Source organism: Dyadobacter sp. HNCC25DJ185 (assembly GCF_056895195.1).
Map to the genome: position 1 here is coordinate 108,895 of NZ_JBXHAR010000014.1, position 17,578 is coordinate 126,472.

Sequence of the window (17,578 nt, forward strand, 5' to 3'; positions counted from 1 at the left end):
CCACCTGTTAGTTTGTTAAAAATTGTTAAACTACCACACCTACTGATAGTCCGGGATAAAATGCGACCAAAAAGCTGGGTCGTAACGCTCCCAGGCATGACAGGCGAAAGGAAGCTGGTGGCCGGTAAGTTCATAAGTCGCGGCAGGGCTTTTCTCAAAAGCAAATCTCAGGGCTTCCCGCCAGGATGGGAGCTTTATGAACAATTTCATGGGTATAAGCCGGGTCGCTGCCTGTGAAAACAGCATATCCTCGTTTCCTTTCCATGAAGGATAAAATGTATTGTAAATCTGCAAATACCCGATAAAAGCGGAAATGCGCCGTAAGGAAAGGCCACCATTGAGCACATAACGACGGCTGGCAAGTGCCTTGGCAAAAACATCCTTTGATCCTGCCTGCAATGCATCAAACTCTTGTTGGTGAAAAGAGGGGGCCCCGATATAATCGTAACCCTTCCGGCACCATTGCATCAGCTCGTCACGAAAAACGAATGCGTCTAACTGATAGAGCAAAATATACTCGTATGAGGTAAACTGCCTATAAAAATCAATGGAAATTAAAAGCTTATTATATGTCGCTATACCTTCAAAATGACGATCTTCCAGTGAAATAAGCTCAATGGAAGGATATTTAAGGCTGATAAAATCCGCGGCCAGGCTCCTTGGTTTGATGATTTTAACCGGATAACCGGACAATACCTTCAGACACTGCCTCAGCGATATCTCCTCATTTTCAGTCAGAAATGGCTGATATAAAGGTATCACTACGGCAACAGAAGATCTTTCCTGCATGGGTTTACAATCATTTAACTATTTTATTCCAGCAAGTCCCCGATTGCAGGTAACCACCAATCCTTACTGCTAAACCTGTAATAACCTCTTACCACTTGGTTCACAACCGGATGGAGCCTTCTCATCCTGTTTCCGGGAAGTGATGCCCTTGTGTAAAAGTGTTTTTGCGATAAATATAACTTGATCAGTTTTTCTCGGGGCACAAAAGGGATAGCCCGAAGCAACAAGTAAAGTTCGTTGAGTCTATCTGCTTTTTCCCTCAATGGAACAAGCTTTTTATTGCGGTCTCTCAACAGCCTGTCTTTTAGCTGAACCTTATCGACCTTACTCCCAAATCCCACTTGCTGGGTTGCATGCATCCGATAATAGATCAACGTTTCGGGTATAAAATCGATCTTACCCTGCAGGCTGAGAACAACCGCGATCCAGGCGTCATGGATCAAATCAGGGACATGCGTTGGAAAAGGCATAAGTCTTTCAAGACAAGATTTCCTGATCGCCAACGTCGCACCGGTCACCACGAAACCGTTGAAGAGGATTTCATAAGGCTTTCCGTTTCTCCATTTGGTCTGCCCGCGTTCGTCAAATTCGATTTCCTGCCAGATGGTCTTTCCAGTCGGTTCCGAATAATCGTCCATCATCATGGCATTCGTAAATACAGCATCTACGTCGGGATGTTTTTCGAGATAGTCGACCTGCTTCTGGACCCTGTCCTTACGCCACCTGTCGTCCTGGTCGGAAAGCAGAATGATATTGCCCTGACAAAGAGAAAGACATTTTTCAAAATTCTTGGTGGAGCCCAGATTTTGTTCATTGACATAGATATGTACGGGGAATTTGCATGTAGCTGCAAAAGATTTTATGATTGCAAGAGTATCATCTCCAGACCTATCATCGCACACCACTAATTCATCAACCAAAACTGTTTGATCAGCAATGCTCTTCAACTGCTCAGGCAGATACTTTGCCCCGTTGTAAGTGCACATGGCTACTGAAACCATATTGTGTACGTAAAATTTAAATACAAAACCGAAATTTAATACTAAAAGCGCCCGTTTCACATACCGGGACGCTACTTTCACTCAGAATCATCTGGAACTACGTCCTTCTTTGGAATACGAACAACATCATGATTTGTTGCCCAATTTAATATCTCTGAAATCTCTTCCGATCTGCCGCCGGATATCAGCGGTGTGCTGTGATCCTTTTCCCATCGTTGCAAATTCATAACGATCTCTCCATTTGTTTTTCGGACTTCTTTCAGGTTGTTATAAAAAGACCCTGCCCATACGAGGAGAAAAAAACCAGACAAGACCCGCAAATGGGTCATTTTGATCAATTTGGAATCCAACAGCGTTAAAACCAGAAAAATGGGAATAGTTGCTGTAAAAAACATATAGCGTGGTGCAATACCTCCGGCCGACTTCGCCTCAAACCTCGAAATCGAGACAATTATTCCCGTCAGGATTGGCATGGACAAAAGAGCATATAGTAACGGACTTTTGAATGCATAACCCTTGAAAAACAGCCAGATCCATATTGCCAGAACCCCCATACCGACAAACATACATACAATGATATTGATATACTGGCCTTGGTTAGGGTTGACATATACAAAACTTCCCAGAAACGTAAGCAATAAACGCATCATCCACTCGAAGTTGAACGTCGCGCGGGCAGCATGGTCAATCGGAGAATTTATAAAAAAAGTAACGATCAGCAATGACAGACTCATTAAGCCCCAGACAGTCAACATCATCCATTTGCGGTTGACGCTTAAAATAAATCCACCAAGGAAAAGTGCAATAAAACCATTACCGAAAGAAAGCACAGCGATTGCCGCCGCGGCAAGTGCAATAAAAAAATCCGGATCCCACATCCCGACAGTTTTATCAAGCATAAATAAACTGAGAATAGAGAAGAAAAATACCGTATAATGCTGAATTCCTCCCCAATAATAAAAGGTTACCTGCCAAAAAGCGAGACTAAACAGAAATAGACATACCCAAAGCACAACTTCCGGAAAAAACAGCTTTTTTTGTTTTATTAAAACCATTAATAATACAAAAAAAGCAACGAGAAAAAGATTCTGAAAAAGTATCAGATTTCGGAAATTGATCTGATCAAACAGATAATAATAAACGGCGGCGGTTGATTTCGAAAACAGGATCCGGTGCTCGTTGTGCCGACTTAACAAAATGTCTTTTCTGATACCAATTGGATTGTGATCAAAATAAAATCTTCTGATGAAATTCAGCGTGGTGTCGTAATCGTCAAATGAAGGAGTATCCTGGGCATTCAGCAGTAGAGTATATCCAAAAATTAAAAAAATGGCGATGCTCAAACCGATTGAGAGATATTTACTCATATCTGATATTTTTGTCAAAGAACTTACAGCTCCCGAGAGCTATAAAGTTCCATTGCAGATCCCGCGATTCTAAATAAAATTATCAATGCATTTGAATGGCCTTACCTGACCAACTTAAGAAGGCGATTGTCCAGATGCCTGCCAAAGAAAAGGATAAATTGTTACTCAGGCTAATCACGAAGGATAAAACACTCGCTGACAGACTGCATTTTGAGCTTATCGAGGAAAGTTCTACGGTTCTGGAGCGCCGGGAAGACCTGATGGCGAACATTGTCCGAACCTCCAAGTTCAACCAGAACACACCTGGATGGATTTTGATGGATATGCGCAGTCTCAGCGGCGACATTGCTTACCATGTGAAAGTGACTAAGGATAAAATCGGAGGCTTGGAGCTCAACCTGTTCCTGCTCAATACTTTTATGGACAAGTATCCTGATATACTGAAAACCTACTCTTCCCGGGCAGACACATGCGCGCTGTATTTGGCCAAGAAAGCGCTGACTATTCTTAATGGTTTGGAAAAGCTGGAGGAGGATTATCGTGTGGACTATGTCAAAGACGCCAACCGGATGCTCCATTCGGTTTACAGCCTTTGTTCGCGGATGTATGCCCGGCAACTTGGCTTACCTCAGGAAATGGAGGGCTAGTTATTGTAAAGTTTCAATTTTAAACCGGCTATGAAAAAAACAGCATTGTTGATCATTGACGCACAGTTCGATTTTTGCAATCCGGAAGGAGCACTTTATGTTCCAGGTTCCGAACAGGACATAGAACGAATTACGCGACTGATTGCCCTGGACGGCGATAAAATTGATCGTATTTTTATAACACTGGATACCCACAGAGTGCTGGATATTGCCCATCCCCTATTTTGGGAAGACCAGAACGGGAATACTGTGGCGCCTTTTACATTAATCACCAGTGCGGCTGTTAAAGCAGGAAAATGGGTTCCGCGCTATCAAAAAGACTATGTTGTTCGCTATCTTGAAACCTTGGAAAGTCAGGGTGAATTCAATCATTTCATCTGGCCGGAACATTGCCTTGTAGGCTCCAGAGGTGCTGCACTTGACGATACGCTCATGCATTCGCTGCTCGCCTGGACACACCGGACCGGTCGGGACTATGTGGCTATTCCAAAAGGGATCAATCCCCTGACAGAGCACTTTGGCGTGTTCAAAGCGCAGGTGCCGGTAGATAATGCGCCAGAAACAGAATTGAACAACGGTTTTCTTTCGCAACTCGAATTCTTTGATCAGGTATTGGTAGCAGGTGAGGCACGCTCACATTGTGTCGCTACCAGTATCAATCAGATATTAAAATACGCGCCAGCACTTATTCCAAAAGTGACGGTGCTCTCTGATTGTATGTCGGACGTGACCAATTGGGGACATCTGGCTGATCCCATTTTCGAAGAGGTAGGGGAAAAAGGAATGACTTTTTCGAAGGCAAATTCCCTGATTCTTTAGTATTGGCAGACTTACTTTCCTCTGTAGAGTGCCAAACTAAATAACCTGACTTTTGGTTTGTATAAAGATCGGTACATTACAAACTTGTACCGAATATCCACTTGAATTTCTCCTATGATGCATTTAGCTGTACCTCGGATTGAGGCTTCCCAATTCGATGATCTGGATCCAAGAAAATACATTCTGATCAAAGGTGCCCGGGTTAATAATCTTAAAAATGTTGATGTTGCTATTCCTCGCAATAAACTGGTTGTGATCACCGGCCTTTCGGGCTCCGGTAAATCATCGCTGGCTTTTGATACACTGTTTGCGGAAGGTCAGCGGATGTACGTAGAAAGTCTGAGCAGTTATGCGCGGCAATTCCTTGGTCGTATGGAAAAGCCCGAGGTTGAGTACATTAAAGGCATTTCTCCGGCCATTGCGATTGAACAGAAAGTGAATACACGAAATCCGCGATCTACGGTAGGCACATCCACTGAGATTTATGACTACCTCAAATTGCTGTTTGCACGCATCGGACACACCTTCTCGCCGGTTTCAGGAAATCTGGTCAAAAAAGACTCGGTAACAGATGTTGTTAACTATATGCTGGCCCATGAAGAAGGGACCCGCGTGATGATTCTTGCACCGCTTCTGGTCCATGAAGGCCGCTCCCAGCAAGAAGAGCTTACTATCTTGCTTTCAAAAGGTTATAACCGGATCGTGCTGAATGACGAAGTAGTTTCTATTGAAGATGTTCTGGAACGTCCTGACGACTTTTCGCAGGCCGGCAATCAGATATTCATACTCATCGACCGCGCCGGTATTAGGCATGACGACGAAGATACCCAGTACCGGCTATCCGATTCTGTTCAAACCGCCTTTTTTGAAGGTGAGGGAGTTTGTATTGTCCAGGTTGTTAATGTTGAAAAACGGGTTTTCTCCGACAAGTTTGAGCTGGACGGGATGATTTTTGAAGAGCCAAGTGTCAATCTTTTCAGCTTTAATAATCCTTACGGAGCCTGCAAGAGATGCGAAGGTTTTGGGAAAATCCTGGGAATAGATCCTGATCTGGTTATTCCGGACAAGGGCCTCTCGGTATATGAAGGTGCAATAGCACCATGGCGTACCGAAAAAATGAATGACTGGCTGGTTCCGCTTGTCCGCAATGGAGTTAAGTTCGATTTCCCCATTCACAGACCGTATAAAGACCTGACCCCTCAGCAGAAGGAACTACTCTGGACAGGTAACCAATACTTTCAGGGTATTAACGATTTCGTGGCGGAATTGGAATCCCAGACTTATAAGATTCAATACCGGGTAATGTTATCCAGGTTCAGGGGGCGCACTACTTGTCCCGACTGCCGCGGATCTCGTTTGAGAAAAGATGCCTCTTTTGTAAAAATCGGCGGCGCCTCGATCACCGACTTGGTTTTAATGCCCATTGAAGACGTTTCCGCCTTCTTCCAGAATCTTGAAATCAGCGAACACGACCGTCAGATCGCAAAACGTGTTCTGACAGAAATTGAAACGCGCCTGGACTATATGAACCGCGTTGGGCTTGGCTACCTGACATTGAACAGGTTAACCAGTACTTTATCCGGCGGAGAATTTCAGCGTATTAAGCTCGCGACTTCATTGGGAAGTGCATTGGTTGGCTCGATGTATATTCTGGACGAACCAAGCATTGGGCTTCATCCGAGAGATACCCAACGCCTGGTGGGGGTGCTTAAATCGCTGCGGGATCTGGGAAACACCGTTATCGTGGTAGAACATGAAGAAGAGGTAATGCACGCGGCAGACCAGATTATCGATATCGGCCCTGAAGCTGGTACCGGTGGCGGACACGTTGTCTTCCAGGGAAACCAAGAAGATATTGTCAGTTTGCGTGAAAATGGCATAGATAGGCATGAAGAACTGGAGGCCAAATCGCATACGCTTGATTTTCTTTTAGGGAATGATGCTATTGAAGTTCCAAAAATCAGACGAAAATCACTTCACCATCTGGAAATCAAAGGTGCTAGAGAAAATAACCTTAAAGACCTGGATGTCAAAATCCCACTTAATAATCTGACGGTTGTGACAGGGGTCAGTGGTTCGGGTAAATCGACTCTGATCCGTAAAATATTGTATCCTGCCTTAATGCGTCTCAAGGGTGAATTTAGCGAGGAAGTAGGTCGTTTTGACGAACTTTCAGGCAGTACAGACAGAATCGAGGCCGTGGAAATGATTGACCAGAATCCCATCGGAAAATCTTCCAGGTCCAATCCGGTTACTTACATTAAAGCTTACGACTATATCCGTCAGATGATGGCTGATCTGCCTCTTTCAAAAGCACGGGGTTACAAGCCATCCCATTTTTCATTTAACGTAGATGGCGGACGTTGCGAGATTTGTCAGGGCGAAGGCCAGGTCAAAATTGAGATGCAATTCATGGCCGATATCTATCTAACCTGCGAAGGGTGCAATGGAAAACGGTTTAAACAAGAAATTCAGGAAGTGAAGTATCAGGACAAAGATGTTGCAGAAATCCTGGATATGACTGTGGATGAAGCTATTGAATTTTTCAAGGAGGCCGAGCCTAAGCTCTCAGACAGGCTCATGCCTTTGCAGGAAGTAGGCTTGGGATACGTAGGGCTTGGGCAATCGTCGAACACGCTTTCGGGCGGGGAAGCACAACGTGTGAAACTAGCCTCATTCCTGGGTAAGGGCTCAACCAATAAGGGGAAGATGCTTTTCATATTTGATGAACCTACAACGGGCCTGCATTTTCATGACATTAAGAAGTTGTTGAAAGCCATCAATGCACTCGTGGACCAAGGGGATAGTGTGATTATCATTGAGCACAACATGGAAGTAATCAAAAGCGCTGACTGGATTCTTGATCTCGGACCGGAAGGCGGTGAAAAAGGAGGTTACCTCACGTTCGCCGGCACGCCGGAGGAGATGGTTAAACTTGAGAATAACTATACCGCAGCGTTTTTAAAGGAAAAGATATAATTCATGGCGGGGAAGTTAGATTATTACCTTATTACCAAGACCTGTCCGATAGTCCAAATCAAGACCGCAACCGTATTATTTTAGAGTAAAGAGCAGCAGGCACAGCCTTATTGAAATTTAACCAATACCAGCATCCAATGAAGTTATATAAAACTGAAAAAGGCATTCTTCTTGAAAATGACGACATTTTTTACCGTTTACATGAGAATGACTGGGATCTTGCAGTGAACCGCGACAATCTTTACGAGTGGCTTGAGATACAAATTGAAAACTTAATCCCGCTCACGTTCACGGATGATATTCCAATGCCCGATATTCTGCCGCCTATCGGATCGCAGGAAGTATGGGCTTCGGGGGTAACTTACTTCAGAAGCCGCACGGCGCGTATGGAAGAATCTGAAAAAGCTGGCGGGGGAAATTTTTACGACAGGGTATATGAAGCCGAGCGCCCCGAGCTTTTCTTCAAATCAACAGCATGGAGAGTTGTTGGAAACCACGGAACAGTGCGCATTCGGAGGGATTCTACCTGGGATGTTCCCGAACCTGAATTAACGCTTTTCGCATCTTCATCCGGCGTATTGATTGGATACACCATTGGTAACGACATGAGCTCTCGCAGCATTGAAGGCGAAAACCCTCTGTACCTGCCCCAGGCAAAATCATACACGGGCAGTGCCGCCCTCGGCCCCTGTCTATATGTCCCTGAGTATCCCTTGGGTGAAGATACTATTATTGACCTGTCTATTCTCCGTACAGGTGAGGAAGTATTTAACGGGCAAGTTACGTTATCCCAAATGAAGCGTAAGCCCGAAGAATTGCTGTCTTACCTTTTCAGGGAAATGGCGTTTCCACATGGCTGTTATCTGATGACCGGTACAGGAATCATCCCCCCGTCCGATTTCACTCTTCAAAAAGATGACATCATCCATATTACCATCGAACCGATAGGAACATTGACTAATACGGTAGGGTAACAAAATAAAAGCTGCAAGAATGAACCTTGCAGCTTTTTCAATATAGATAGAAGTATTGGTTACGAATGACTCAGTTGTGGTGCTCCAATAAAAGCATAAATGACACAACGCACGATCGTTACCAATTTGGTGACCATCGATTCATCGTTTTCCTCGTCTTTGCTGTTGTTAAAAAACGAAGCGGGGCCCTCATTCACAACTCTTTGATCAAGAGTTGCCGCATCAGACACGTCGCTTGTCAGTTTTGCATTTACAAAAACGGGTGCCTGTTTTACTTTTATCGATGGCTTGGCCTTTTTAACAACCGCTTTTTCAATCACGACATCTTTACCTGCCTGCAGCTTTCTGTGGGCTACAAACATATTGTGGGCATAACCTGTTGCTCCGGCCTGAAGGCTGAAAAGCGTTAATATTAAGAGGAGAATTTGAATCTTTTTCATGGCTTATGTTTTTCAGTCGTTCAGAATAAACCGGGGCTAACTCGCTGTAACTAATTGACTCTACAAATATATATGTTTTAATAGGTATCTTGCAATACATAGTACCTTGTTTTTAACAAAAATTATGAAATTTTTTCACACCTCTGTTTTGAACGGCAATTATGAATCGGTTAACAGATGCGAAGTTAATATAAAAGGTTGCAGCCAGGGAACACAAAAAAGACGAACTGCTGCTTTTGGAGACTGAAACGTGCCTGGGAGCCGACAAATAAAAAATGCCGGAGGCATACCCCCGGCATTTGTAATGTACGTTTAAGTATCTTCTATTTCTCTCTAAAGAAGATTGTGATGGGAACGCCCGAAAAATCAAAATTTTCCCTGATACGGTTTTCCAGGTATCTCAAATATGGTTCCTTAACATGTTTCGGGTTGCTGCTGAAAAATACGAACGTCGGAGAAGGAGTCGGAAGTTGGATCATATATTTGATATTGATGTACTTTCCCCGGTGTGCCGGCGGCGGGTACTTCTCAATTTCAGCCTGCATTACCTCGTTGAAACGCGAGGTAGTGATCTTTTTGGTTTTATTTTGATAAACTTCCATGGCCTTCTCCATCACCTGGTGAATGCGCTGTTTCTCCACTACGGAAGCAAAGATGATTGGCATATAATTCATTGGCGCCAACTTCTCGAGGAGCGATTTTTTATATGTATCGGCTGTTTTAGAATCCTTTTCGACGAGATCCCACTTATTGACCATGATCACAATACCTTTTTTGGCCTTATCTGCCTGGCCTATGATGTTCATATCTTGGCCCTCCAATCCCAAAGTGGCATCTAAAAGGACAATGCAAACATCTGATTCCTCCATTGCCTTTACCGAACGCAAAGTCGAGTAAAATTCAATATCCTCCTTCACTTTTGATTTGCGTCGGATTCCGGCAGTATCTGTGAGGATAAATTCCATCCCGAATGCATTATAATGGGTGTGGATCGCATCCCGCGTCGTACCGGCGATATCGGTCACGATACTTCTGTCAGTTCCTGTCAATACATTCAGGAATGACGACTTACCAACATTCGGACGGCCCATAATGGCAATACGGGGAATTCCCTCTTCCGGATTTTCAATACCAGACGTCTCAAAATGCTCAACCACTTTATCCAATAGCTCGCCTGTGCCAAAACCTGTTTGAGCAGAAATCGCAAAGATCTCATCCCCCAGGCCCAACTCATAAAACTCCGCTGCCGACTGATAGCGTTCTGTGGTTTCTGCTTTGTTCGCTACCAGATATACGGGCTTATCAAATCGTCGGAGAACATTTGCAAAATCCTTATCAAGGTCAGTGAGGCCTGTCATGGTATCCACCATAAATAAAACTACAGTTGACTCTTCAATGGCCAGCTCCACCTGGTCGCGGATTGCACCTTCAAAAATATCATCAGAACCTACTACATAACCCCCTGTATCTATTATTGTAAAATACTGGTCTGTCCATTCTCCATAACCATAATGCCTGTCGCGGGTAACACCACTCTGGTTATCCATAATTGCCTTGCGGCTCTCTGTCAGTCGGTTAAATAACGTGGATTTGCCGACATTAGGGCGACCGACGATTGAAACTATATTTGCCATTTTTGCTGCTTTAATTGTGGTCCAAGCGACTAATTACAGCCTCTTTTCGTTCATTATTTTTAGATTATTCTATTCTTGATATCCCAACTGTCGTAATTTATTTTCTTTACTTCTCCAATCGGGTTCAACTTTTACATGCTGTTCAAGGAAAACCTTTTTGCCGAAGAATTCTTCCAGGTCCTGCCTCGCCTGTGTGCCTACTTTCTTGAGCATTTCTCCCTTTTCACCAATAATGATCCCTTTCTGGCTTTTTCGTTCAACCAGAATTTCCGCCCGGATGACGATCATGTCGTCACGTTCTTTAAATTCTGTAATCATCACTTCCGAGCTGTAAGGAATCTCCTGGCGGTAGTTCAGGAAAATTTTCTCGCGAATTATTTCAGAAGCAAAGAAACGCTCGGGTTTATCGGTTAGTTCATCTTCATCAAAGTAGGGCGGATGAAAAGGCAGCCGGGTGATCACTGCGTCGAAAAGCGTTGCAATATTAGCCTGTTCCAAAGCGGATATGGGAATAATAGCCGCGGGGTGGATTTCATTTTCCCATTCAGCCATTTTCGCTTTCACTTCCTCATCATTGGAAAGATCGATCTTGTTAATGACCAGCAAGATTGGGGCTTCCGTACGATTTAGTAAGGGCAGTACTTCATGCTGTGCTGCCTTTTCCCCTACCTCAGCCACAAATAAAACAACATCCGCATCCTCCAAAGATCCCTTCACAAAAGTCATCATCGAATCGTGGAGTTTATAGGCCGGCTTGATTACCCCAGGCGTGTCTGAGTAAACAAGCTGGAAGGGAATATCCTCATGCTTTCCATTTAGTATTCCCAAAATTCTATGTCGGGTAGTCTGGGCTTTTGAGGTAATGATCGACATTTTCTCACCAACCAGCACATTCATTAATGTGGACTTACCAACATTTGGTTTGCCAATGATGCTTACGAAGCCCGCACGGTGGTTGCGAAGTGGTGTAACAGTTTCTGTTTGCTCTTCCATATTTTCTTTCTTTCAATAATTCCAGCCAATCAAGCTACCCGGAAATTGAACACTACGTACATTTCGAAAGCCTTTATTTCCAATTATTTTGCAAAAGTACGGTTTTATAGTCAGGATATTGCTATTGATAATGAGTTCAATAGCTCGCCAGCTACTCAATTACTCAAAAAAAAATTGATGGTTGGTTGTTTTTTAACAACTATCGCACTATGTTTGCACTCCGTTTCAACAACACCGCGGGATGGAGCAGTTGGTAGCTCGTTGGGCTCATAACCCAAAGGTCGCTGGTTCGAGTCCAGCTCCCGCTACATCAAAAAGGCCACTTTTCAGTGGCCTTTTTTCGTATGGTACAACAATTAAATGGCATCAGGGCTCAAAATCAAAACTTTGGACAGCCGGGCTATTTTCTCACTTGTGCTAAACACGCCTATTTGCTCTGGAAAGATCTTCTTTATCGCGTTCATTCATAAAATTTGGATTAACGTCCATTGATCGTCAGAATGGCATATCAATGAGAATGACTCTAGATGAAAAGCCTTACGGCAAAACCTTCTTCACAGCGATTGCCGCTGAGGATTTCACAAATTATAGGGTGCTAATGCTCTCAATCAGATCAGCCGCATGTCTACACCGCTGAACCAACGTAATTCAGTATCGCTGGTGCAATATTCACTTTGTCTTCGTAATTTATCTCCTGCCCAGCTTCATCCAGCTGACCGACCTCAACATATTCCGGAAGAAAGCACCCCATTACTTTAACACCATCGCAGTTCACAATCTGTCTTTTTAGGCTTTGTTTCTTGATTTATGTGTAGGGTTATGCCTTCTTTGCCAAAATCATATAATGCGGATAGACGAGCATATGTCTGTAAGTGATATGCGAACATTCGAAACCCGACTCTTCTAATTTTGATTTAAGCTTTTCCGCCGACCACTCGTTTCCAATTTCCCCAGCCAGCAACATATCGTGTAATTTATTAGCGTAAACAAAAATACTTGCCGCATCAATATCTTTGAAAATAAGTAAACTGTTTTTCTTCATTTTCCTATATAGCTGGCGAAAAAAATCTACTTGAATTTGAGGGGGAATATGGTGGAAAACATCAATCATGGTGACTACATCGTAATCACCAATTTCAGATGGAATATTGATCCCATCGTAGGTAGAAATAGAAACGGGAATAGGAGCGGAAGACAAAAGCAACCTTGCATTCTCAACAAGTACATTGCTAATTTCAATGCCGCCCAATTTGACGGGGTTCCGAAAATGATTGATAAGGGATAGAAGCGACCCCGAACCACATCCAAGGTCAAATACTTTTGACTGCACTGGAACTTGTTCAAGGATCTCGCTAAACGGACAGATGACCGGCCTATAAGTGGTTTTAAGCTGATTAAGGCCTTTCAAATTTCTTCCCTCACCATTTTTGAGGAACTCTATTAACACTTTGGACGAAATCATCTATTGTTTCAATTGTTGAGAAAATTAAAAAAAATACCTGTCGAAAGTGAACCAATAACAGATAACGACTTCCGAATAATTTACTTACAGTACACTGGCTTTATTAAACATATTTACATTTTAAGGTGCTCTCCGAATTCTCCATACACATGAATATGTTCATTTCTGAAAAGTTTAACCATACATTGTTTCGGCACTTTTTCAAAAACGTCCCCGTAACAACAATGAAATAAGCATCTGTATCTGGCCTTGGCAGATATTACCGTAGCTTCACCGCCCGTAAGTCGAGAGCCGCAGAATTATGGTAAATAACTTCAGGAAATTGTGTGTGATGCGGAAAATAAAAAAACGAATCCATGGAGCTACTTGCCCAATCGAAATCAAATAGCGCTGATTCTTTGTTTATCCAAATAAGTCTTTTCTATTCCAAAAAGTACAACCGGGATTATTGCCAATGCGAAGGGTACAAGAAAATACCTTGATTCTAATACTGGAAATGACCAGTAGTGGATACCAAACCAGACAGGTATAATGGTTAGCCAAATTGTGCGTAGCAAAACCGGTGCCGACCTCAAAAAAAACAGACTTAGAAACGGAAGGATAAGCATGATTGCAAATTGTCCACTAATAATGGAGTAATTTGTAAAATTCTCAACTACCCGATACAATCCCGACTGTAACATGTAGGGTTCGTAACCGTAATACCAGCGCAAGCCCACAAAACCGGCTATACCTATCAAGCCAATGCCCGCGGAATAACTGAAATTCCGTAATGTGATTTGATAACCATCCCTAACAAAATTGACTGTTGCAAATAAAACAGGAATGAGCAATGATGTTTCCCGGTTTAATATACCAATTGTCATTATGAGGAAAAGCCAGAAAGGTGAATAGTTCTTCAAGATAATCCACCCGCTTGTGATAAAAAGTAGGAGATCTATGTAGGTATCGAATCCGAATGCAGTATCTCTGAATGCGTTGTTCATACCGTTCGCCAGAAATATTACCCCAAACAATACCATCCAAAAGTTCTGAATGAATAATTGATAAAACCGATATGCCACATACAATATTCCTAAATCGATCAAGAACCGTAAGAGCATAAATACGATAAAATATCTATGGTATTCTTTAATAACTTCCCATTCGTTACTCCCCATTTTGTACTTATTGAAAAAATATTGGGGAACGGACACTTCGGCGCCGTTACTGCTAAACCTGTTTAAGTTAGAAGTGATAGTGAACCGGTCATTCCTGATCGGGCTGGTATATTGCATCAAGCCATCTATAGGGATTAGTTTGTCAAATGTTTTGGTATACAGCTGATAGGTTCCTTCAACAAGCCAAACTGACAATACTCTGTATTTCCAGGGGTTGGGAAACCAAAAATCCCCAGCAAGCGCAGCTTTGTGAGCCGCTAGCTGATGTAGGCCCAAACCAGTATCGACTGTTCGTACAACTGGCATTCCTGCCATTAAAAAGATCATGACTACCCATAAGGATTTTTTAACTAACTTTTTCAACATATTCTGGCTAAAAAACGAGTCGTTGTAGTTTCCGATAAACACAATAAACCAGCGAAAGATAATTGATTAACCCGACAAATTGTATTTTAGGCTTCACACTCCTCATCTCGATGCTTGCTTTTCAAAAAGCGCCGCCCAAGAATTCTTTCCTTAAATGGGTTTATATTTTACCATGGAATGTTACCAGATAGATTACTGCGGTAGCGACATCAAAAGTGACACGATCTTGTTCATTCTCTGAAAACCGATTTGTTTAGCTAGAAGTAACCCTCCATCTGGATGGTCAAAGCTAGCTCCCCGCTGAGGCCAGAGAGACAACCACTTCCTGAGTTTATATTCGCGACTACTGTCATTTTGTTGGGTTCCACTAGCGTCAGCACCGGGTCTCGTTGCACATAGCGCCGACCTTCATGGAACGCTGATTTTCGTTCAGAATATGATTCAAATGGAAGGATTGGGAAAGATGCCAGCAAAAAACTTTACAATATTTTTCATATTTTGATTTTTTGTCTACCTTTGCAAGCCAAAATTGAGGCTAGAAGAGATTTATATCGCAATAATTTGATACTGAGATGAAACGTACCTTTCAACCATCGAATCGCAAGAGGAGAAATAAGCACGGTTTCCGTGAAAGAATGTCAACTGCTAACGGACGTAAAGTAGTTGCAGGCCGTCGCAAAAAAGGCCGTTGGAAACTGACTGTTTCGGACGAAAAACGCCACAAGCAATAGTCCAGGTTTGAAAGTTTGAGTAGGGACGATAGTCGGGAACGCCTAGTCTTTTCATAGTCTGATAAGTTTGATAACCTCAAACTTATCAGACGTTTTTTTCTACAAGAACTTGAAACAAACTTTTGGTAAAAATGAACGCTTGTGCAGCCCCCGAATCATCGGAAGGCTTTTCAAAAGAGGTAGCACAGAGGTGCATACTTTCTACCTTTTTCCTTTTAGAGTCCTGTATGTTTACGAATTACAGTCTCCTCCCCTATTTCCTCAAGCCCTTTTTTCTGTTGCCAAAAAGCAGTTCAAAAAAGCTGTAGACCGGAACCTGATACGTAGGCGCAGCAAAGAGGCGTACCGTCTTCACAAAGCATCCTTGCTTTCCATCGATCTGGAATCAAGACCTTCCTATATCGCTTTTTTATATCTTGCAAAAGAAATAACTTCATACGACGTTATTGAAAAGGCCATGAAGCAGTCGATCAAAAGGCTCGAGAAATTGCCTTCTGCACATCCCAAAAATCAATCTAATTCCTAGTCCCAGATGAAAAAGTACCTTCGCTCCATCTTGCTGGCTGTCCCGGTTATTGGCGGTCTCGTTTTCTTTTCGTTCAGGCAGGACGACAGGCTGTTTGAAATTGCACGTAACCTCGACATCTATGCTACGCTTTTTAAGGAACTGAACGCATATTATGTGGACGAAATCAATCCGAACCTGTTGATTAAGACCAGCATAGATCAAATGCTTCGCTCGCTGGACCCTTACACCGTCTACTACGCCGAGGATGATATTGAGGATTACATGACGATGACCACCGGAAAGTATAATGGCATCGGCGCGATGATCAACTCCGCGGATGGGAAACATACGGTGATGATGGTTTATGAAGATACCCCTGCACAAAAAGCGGGGTTACAACTTGGAGACGAGATCACAAAAATCAATGGCATCGATCTTTCTACCAGAGAAGACTTCGATACTGGAAAATTATTGAAAGGCCAAACTCAAACCAGTGTTGCCCTGACCGTAAAACGCTACGGAATTACCAAACCCCTTGAAATCACGTTGAACCGGGATATTGTCAAGGTTACCAATGTGCCTTATTATGGTATGCTCAATGAGAGTGTCGGCTACATTGATCTTAAAGATTTTACGGCAACTGCTTCCAGGGAGGTGCGCAATGCTTTTCAGGAGTTAAAAGGAAAAGGGATGAAATCGGTCGTATTGGATCTTCGGGATAACCCGGGCGGCTTGCTGAATATGGCTATTGAGATTTCGAATATCTTTATTGCGAAAGGAGAGGAAATCGTCTCTACAAAGGGAAAAGTGAGCGAGTGGAATAAAACCTACACGGCTTATAACCCGGCACTGGACACGGAAATTCCGGTTGTCGTTTTGACCAATAACCGTAGCGCATCCGCAGCGGAAATTGTTTCCGGAGTTATCCAGGACTATGACAGAGGCGTGCTCATCGGGCAACGTACTTATGGAAAAGGCCTTGTGCAAACTACCCGTGACCTTTCGTTTAATACCAAAATGAAAATTACCACCGCTAAATATTATATTCCAAGCGGCAGGTGTATCCAGGCAATCGATTACAGCCACCGTAACGACGATGGTAGTGTTGGGAAAATTGCGGATTCATTAATGACCGAATTCAAGACCAAAAATGGCCGCTCAGTTTTTGACGGAGGAGGTATCCTACCCGACATACTTACAGAAAAAGAGACCTATTCCCCGCTCGCTACTTCTCTTGGCCGCAATAGACTTTTCTTCGATTACGCTGTCAGATTCCACTTTGAGCACCCGACCATCAAACCTGCCAAAGAATTTCATCTGACCGATGCTGATTACGCTGCTTTTGTAAAATGGTTGGGGGATAAAGAGTACGATTATACCACTCAAGTGGAGCGCGACCTGAATGATCTGGAAGCTTCTGCAAAAAAAGAAAAATCGCTGGAAGTAATTGAAGATCAGCTAAAAGCACTAAAATCAAAGCTTTCGCACAGCAAGGATAATGATCTGCAGATCTTCAAACCTGAGATCAAGCAGGTTCTTGAAGAAGAAATTATCAAACATTACTACCTTGAAAAAGGAATGCGGGAAGCTTCGTTTAATGAAGACCCTGAAGTAAAAGCAGCGCTGGCCTTATTCAAAGAGCCGGCACGCTACAATGAAATCCTGAAAAAGAAATAAATTTCCAGCCCGTCCAAAAAGACGGGCTTTT

General features: G+C 43.1%; 15 protein-coding genes and 1 tRNA gene. 8 read left to right on the plus strand and 8 right to left on the minus strand.

The annotated features are described in order from the left end of the window. Positions 1-39 precede the first annotated feature (39 nt). From AC1XUF_RS29965 to AC1XUF_RS29975, 3 genes are all read right to left on the minus strand, one after another. Complete coding sequence (locus tag AC1XUF_RS29965; protein ID WP_483345558.1) at positions 40-789, minus strand: DUF5672 family protein; 750 nt, start codon at positions 787-789, stop codon at positions 40-42. Between the two features lie 23 nt (positions 790-812). Further along, positions 813-1,790 (minus strand): glycosyltransferase family 2 protein, encoded by a 978-nt coding sequence (locus AC1XUF_RS29970; RefSeq protein WP_483345559.1) that lies wholly within the window; start codon positions 1,788-1,790, stop codon positions 813-815. Positions 1,791-1,867: 77 nt separating this feature from the next. Then, on the minus strand, positions 1,868-3,157 hold the full coding sequence (locus AC1XUF_RS29975; RefSeq protein ID WP_483345560.1) for a hypothetical protein: 1,290 nt from the start codon (positions 3,155-3,157) through the stop codon (positions 1,868-1,870). Positions 3,158-3,252: 95 nt separating this feature from the next. Here AC1XUF_RS29975 and AC1XUF_RS29980 point away from each other — a divergent pair, with 95 nt between their 5' ends. The 4 genes from AC1XUF_RS29980 (at position 3,253) to AC1XUF_RS29995 (ending at position 8,576) form a co-directional block, all read left to right on the plus strand. Further along, positions 3,253-3,804, plus strand: coding sequence for a hypothetical protein (locus AC1XUF_RS29980; RefSeq protein ID WP_483345561.1), 552 nt, complete (start codon positions 3,253-3,255; stop codon positions 3,802-3,804). A gap of 30 nt (positions 3,805-3,834) precedes the next feature. Beyond that, the gene (locus AC1XUF_RS29985; protein ID WP_483345562.1) at positions 3,835-4,623 is read left to right on the plus strand and encodes a cysteine hydrolase family protein; all 789 of its coding nucleotides are present in this window, start codon (positions 3,835-3,837) and stop codon (positions 4,621-4,623) included. A 114-nt stretch (positions 4,624-4,737) separates the two neighbouring features. Further along, the gene (uvrA, locus tag AC1XUF_RS29990; protein ID WP_483345563.1) at positions 4,738-7,602 is read left to right on the plus strand and encodes an excinuclease ABC subunit UvrA; all 2,865 of its coding nucleotides are present in this window, start codon (positions 4,738-4,740) and stop codon (positions 7,600-7,602) included. A 137-nt stretch (positions 7,603-7,739) separates the two neighbouring features. Beyond that, on the plus strand, positions 7,740-8,576 hold the full coding sequence (locus AC1XUF_RS29995) for a fumarylacetoacetate hydrolase family protein (RefSeq protein WP_483345564.1): 837 nt from the start codon (positions 7,740-7,742) through the stop codon (positions 8,574-8,576). A 59-nt stretch (positions 8,577-8,635) separates the two neighbouring features. On the opposite strand, the gene AC1XUF_RS30000 is transcribed toward AC1XUF_RS29995, so the two are convergent. The 3 genes from AC1XUF_RS30000 to era form a co-directional block, all read right to left on the minus strand. Next, entirely contained in the window at positions 8,636-9,016 is a 381-nt protein-coding gene (locus AC1XUF_RS30000) for a hypothetical protein (protein WP_483345565.1), read from the minus strand. A gap of 323 nt (positions 9,017-9,339) precedes the next feature. Further along, positions 9,340-10,650 carry a ribosome biogenesis GTPase Der gene (der, locus tag AC1XUF_RS30005; protein ID WP_483345566.1) on the minus strand — a complete coding sequence of 437 codons (1,311 nt, stop codon included), beginning with the start codon at positions 10,648-10,650 and terminating at the stop codon, positions 9,340-9,342. Between the two features lie 69 nt (positions 10,651-10,719). Then, positions 10,720-11,643, minus strand: a complete 924-nt coding sequence (gene era, locus AC1XUF_RS30010) for a GTPase Era (RefSeq protein WP_483345567.1) — start codon at positions 11,641-11,643, stop codon at positions 10,720-10,722. A 235-nt stretch (positions 11,644-11,878) separates the two neighbouring features. Here era and AC1XUF_RS30015 point away from each other — a divergent pair. Further along, a tRNA-Met gene (locus AC1XUF_RS30015) sits at positions 11,879-11,951 on the plus strand. A gap of 509 nt (positions 11,952-12,460) precedes the next feature. Here the strand turns inward: AC1XUF_RS30015 and AC1XUF_RS30020 are convergent. Together AC1XUF_RS30020 and AC1XUF_RS30025 are read right to left on the minus strand one after the other, a co-directional pair. Beyond that, positions 12,461-13,105: a class I SAM-dependent methyltransferase gene (locus AC1XUF_RS30020; protein ID WP_483345568.1), complete on the minus strand. Its 645-nt coding sequence runs from the start codon at positions 13,103-13,105 to the stop codon at positions 12,461-12,463. A gap of 380 nt (positions 13,106-13,485) precedes the next feature. Beyond that, a complete protein-coding gene (locus AC1XUF_RS30025) occupies positions 13,486-14,631 on the minus strand; it encodes a hypothetical protein (RefSeq protein ID WP_483345569.1) in 1,146 nt (381 codons plus the stop codon). A 572-nt stretch (positions 14,632-15,203) separates the two neighbouring features. On the opposite strand from AC1XUF_RS30025, the gene rpmH reads away from it, so the two are divergent. The 3 genes from rpmH to AC1XUF_RS30040 all read left to right on the plus strand — a co-directional run bounded on the left by rpmH (position 15,204) and on the right by AC1XUF_RS30040 (position 17,547). Next, a complete protein-coding gene (gene rpmH / locus AC1XUF_RS30030) occupies positions 15,204-15,362 on the plus strand; it encodes a 50S ribosomal protein L34 (protein ID WP_015813300.1) in 159 nt (52 codons plus the stop codon). Positions 15,363-15,471: 109 nt separating this feature from the next. Then, complete coding sequence (locus AC1XUF_RS30035) at positions 15,472-15,888, plus strand: ribonuclease P protein component (RefSeq protein WP_483345570.1); 417 nt, start codon at positions 15,472-15,474, stop codon at positions 15,886-15,888. Positions 15,889-15,894: 6 nt separating this feature from the next. Continuing rightward, complete coding sequence (locus AC1XUF_RS30040) at positions 15,895-17,547, plus strand: S41 family peptidase (protein ID WP_483345571.1); 1,653 nt, start codon at positions 15,895-15,897, stop codon at positions 17,545-17,547. Positions 17,548-17,578 lie beyond the last annotated feature (31 nt).

Excerpts from the sequence above, each read along its gene's own strand:
- AC1XUF_RS29975 (WP_483345560.1), bottom strand. The coding sequence starts at position 3,157 with ATGAGTAAATATCTCTCAATCGGTTTGAGCATCGCCATTTTTTTAATT.
- uvrA (WP_483345563.1), top strand. The coding sequence starts at position 4,738 with ATGATGCATTTAGCTGTACCTCGGATTGAGGCTTCCCAATTCGATGAT.
- AC1XUF_RS30025 (WP_483345569.1), bottom strand. The coding sequence starts at position 14,631 with ATGTTGAAAAAGTTAGTTAAAAAATCCTTATGGGTAGTCATGATCTTT.
- AC1XUF_RS30020 (WP_483345568.1), bottom strand. The coding sequence starts at position 13,105 with ATGATTTCGTCCAAAGTGTTAATAGAGTTCCTCAAAAATGGTGAGGGA.
- AC1XUF_RS29970 (WP_483345559.1), bottom strand. The coding sequence starts at position 1,790 with ATGGTTTCAGTAGCCATGTGCACTTACAACGGGGCAAAGTATCTGCCT.
- AC1XUF_RS29965 (WP_483345558.1), bottom strand. The coding sequence starts at position 789 with ATGCAGGAAAGATCTTCTGTTGCCGTAGTGATACCTTTATATCAGCCA.
- era (WP_483345567.1), bottom strand. The coding sequence starts at position 11,643 with ATGGAAGAGCAAACAGAAACTGTTACACCACTTCGCAACCACCGTGCG.
- AC1XUF_RS30040 (WP_483345571.1), top strand. The coding sequence starts at position 15,895 with ATGAAAAAGTACCTTCGCTCCATCTTGCTGGCTGTCCCGGTTATTGGC.
- AC1XUF_RS29985 (WP_483345562.1), top strand. The coding sequence starts at position 3,835 with ATGAAAAAAACAGCATTGTTGATCATTGACGCACAGTTCGATTTTTGC.
- rpmH (WP_015813300.1), top strand. The coding sequence starts at position 15,204 with ATGAAACGTACCTTTCAACCATCGAATCGCAAGAGGAGAAATAAGCAC.
- AC1XUF_RS29995 (WP_483345564.1), top strand. The coding sequence starts at position 7,740 with ATGAAGTTATATAAAACTGAAAAAGGCATTCTTCTTGAAAATGACGAC.
- AC1XUF_RS30000 (WP_483345565.1), bottom strand. The coding sequence starts at position 9,016 with ATGAAAAAGATTCAAATTCTCCTCTTAATATTAACGCTTTTCAGCCTT.
- AC1XUF_RS29980 (WP_483345561.1), top strand. The coding sequence starts at position 3,253 with ATGGCCTTACCTGACCAACTTAAGAAGGCGATTGTCCAGATGCCTGCC.
- der (WP_483345566.1), bottom strand. The coding sequence starts at position 10,650 with ATGGCAAATATAGTTTCAATCGTCGGTCGCCCTAATGTCGGCAAATCC.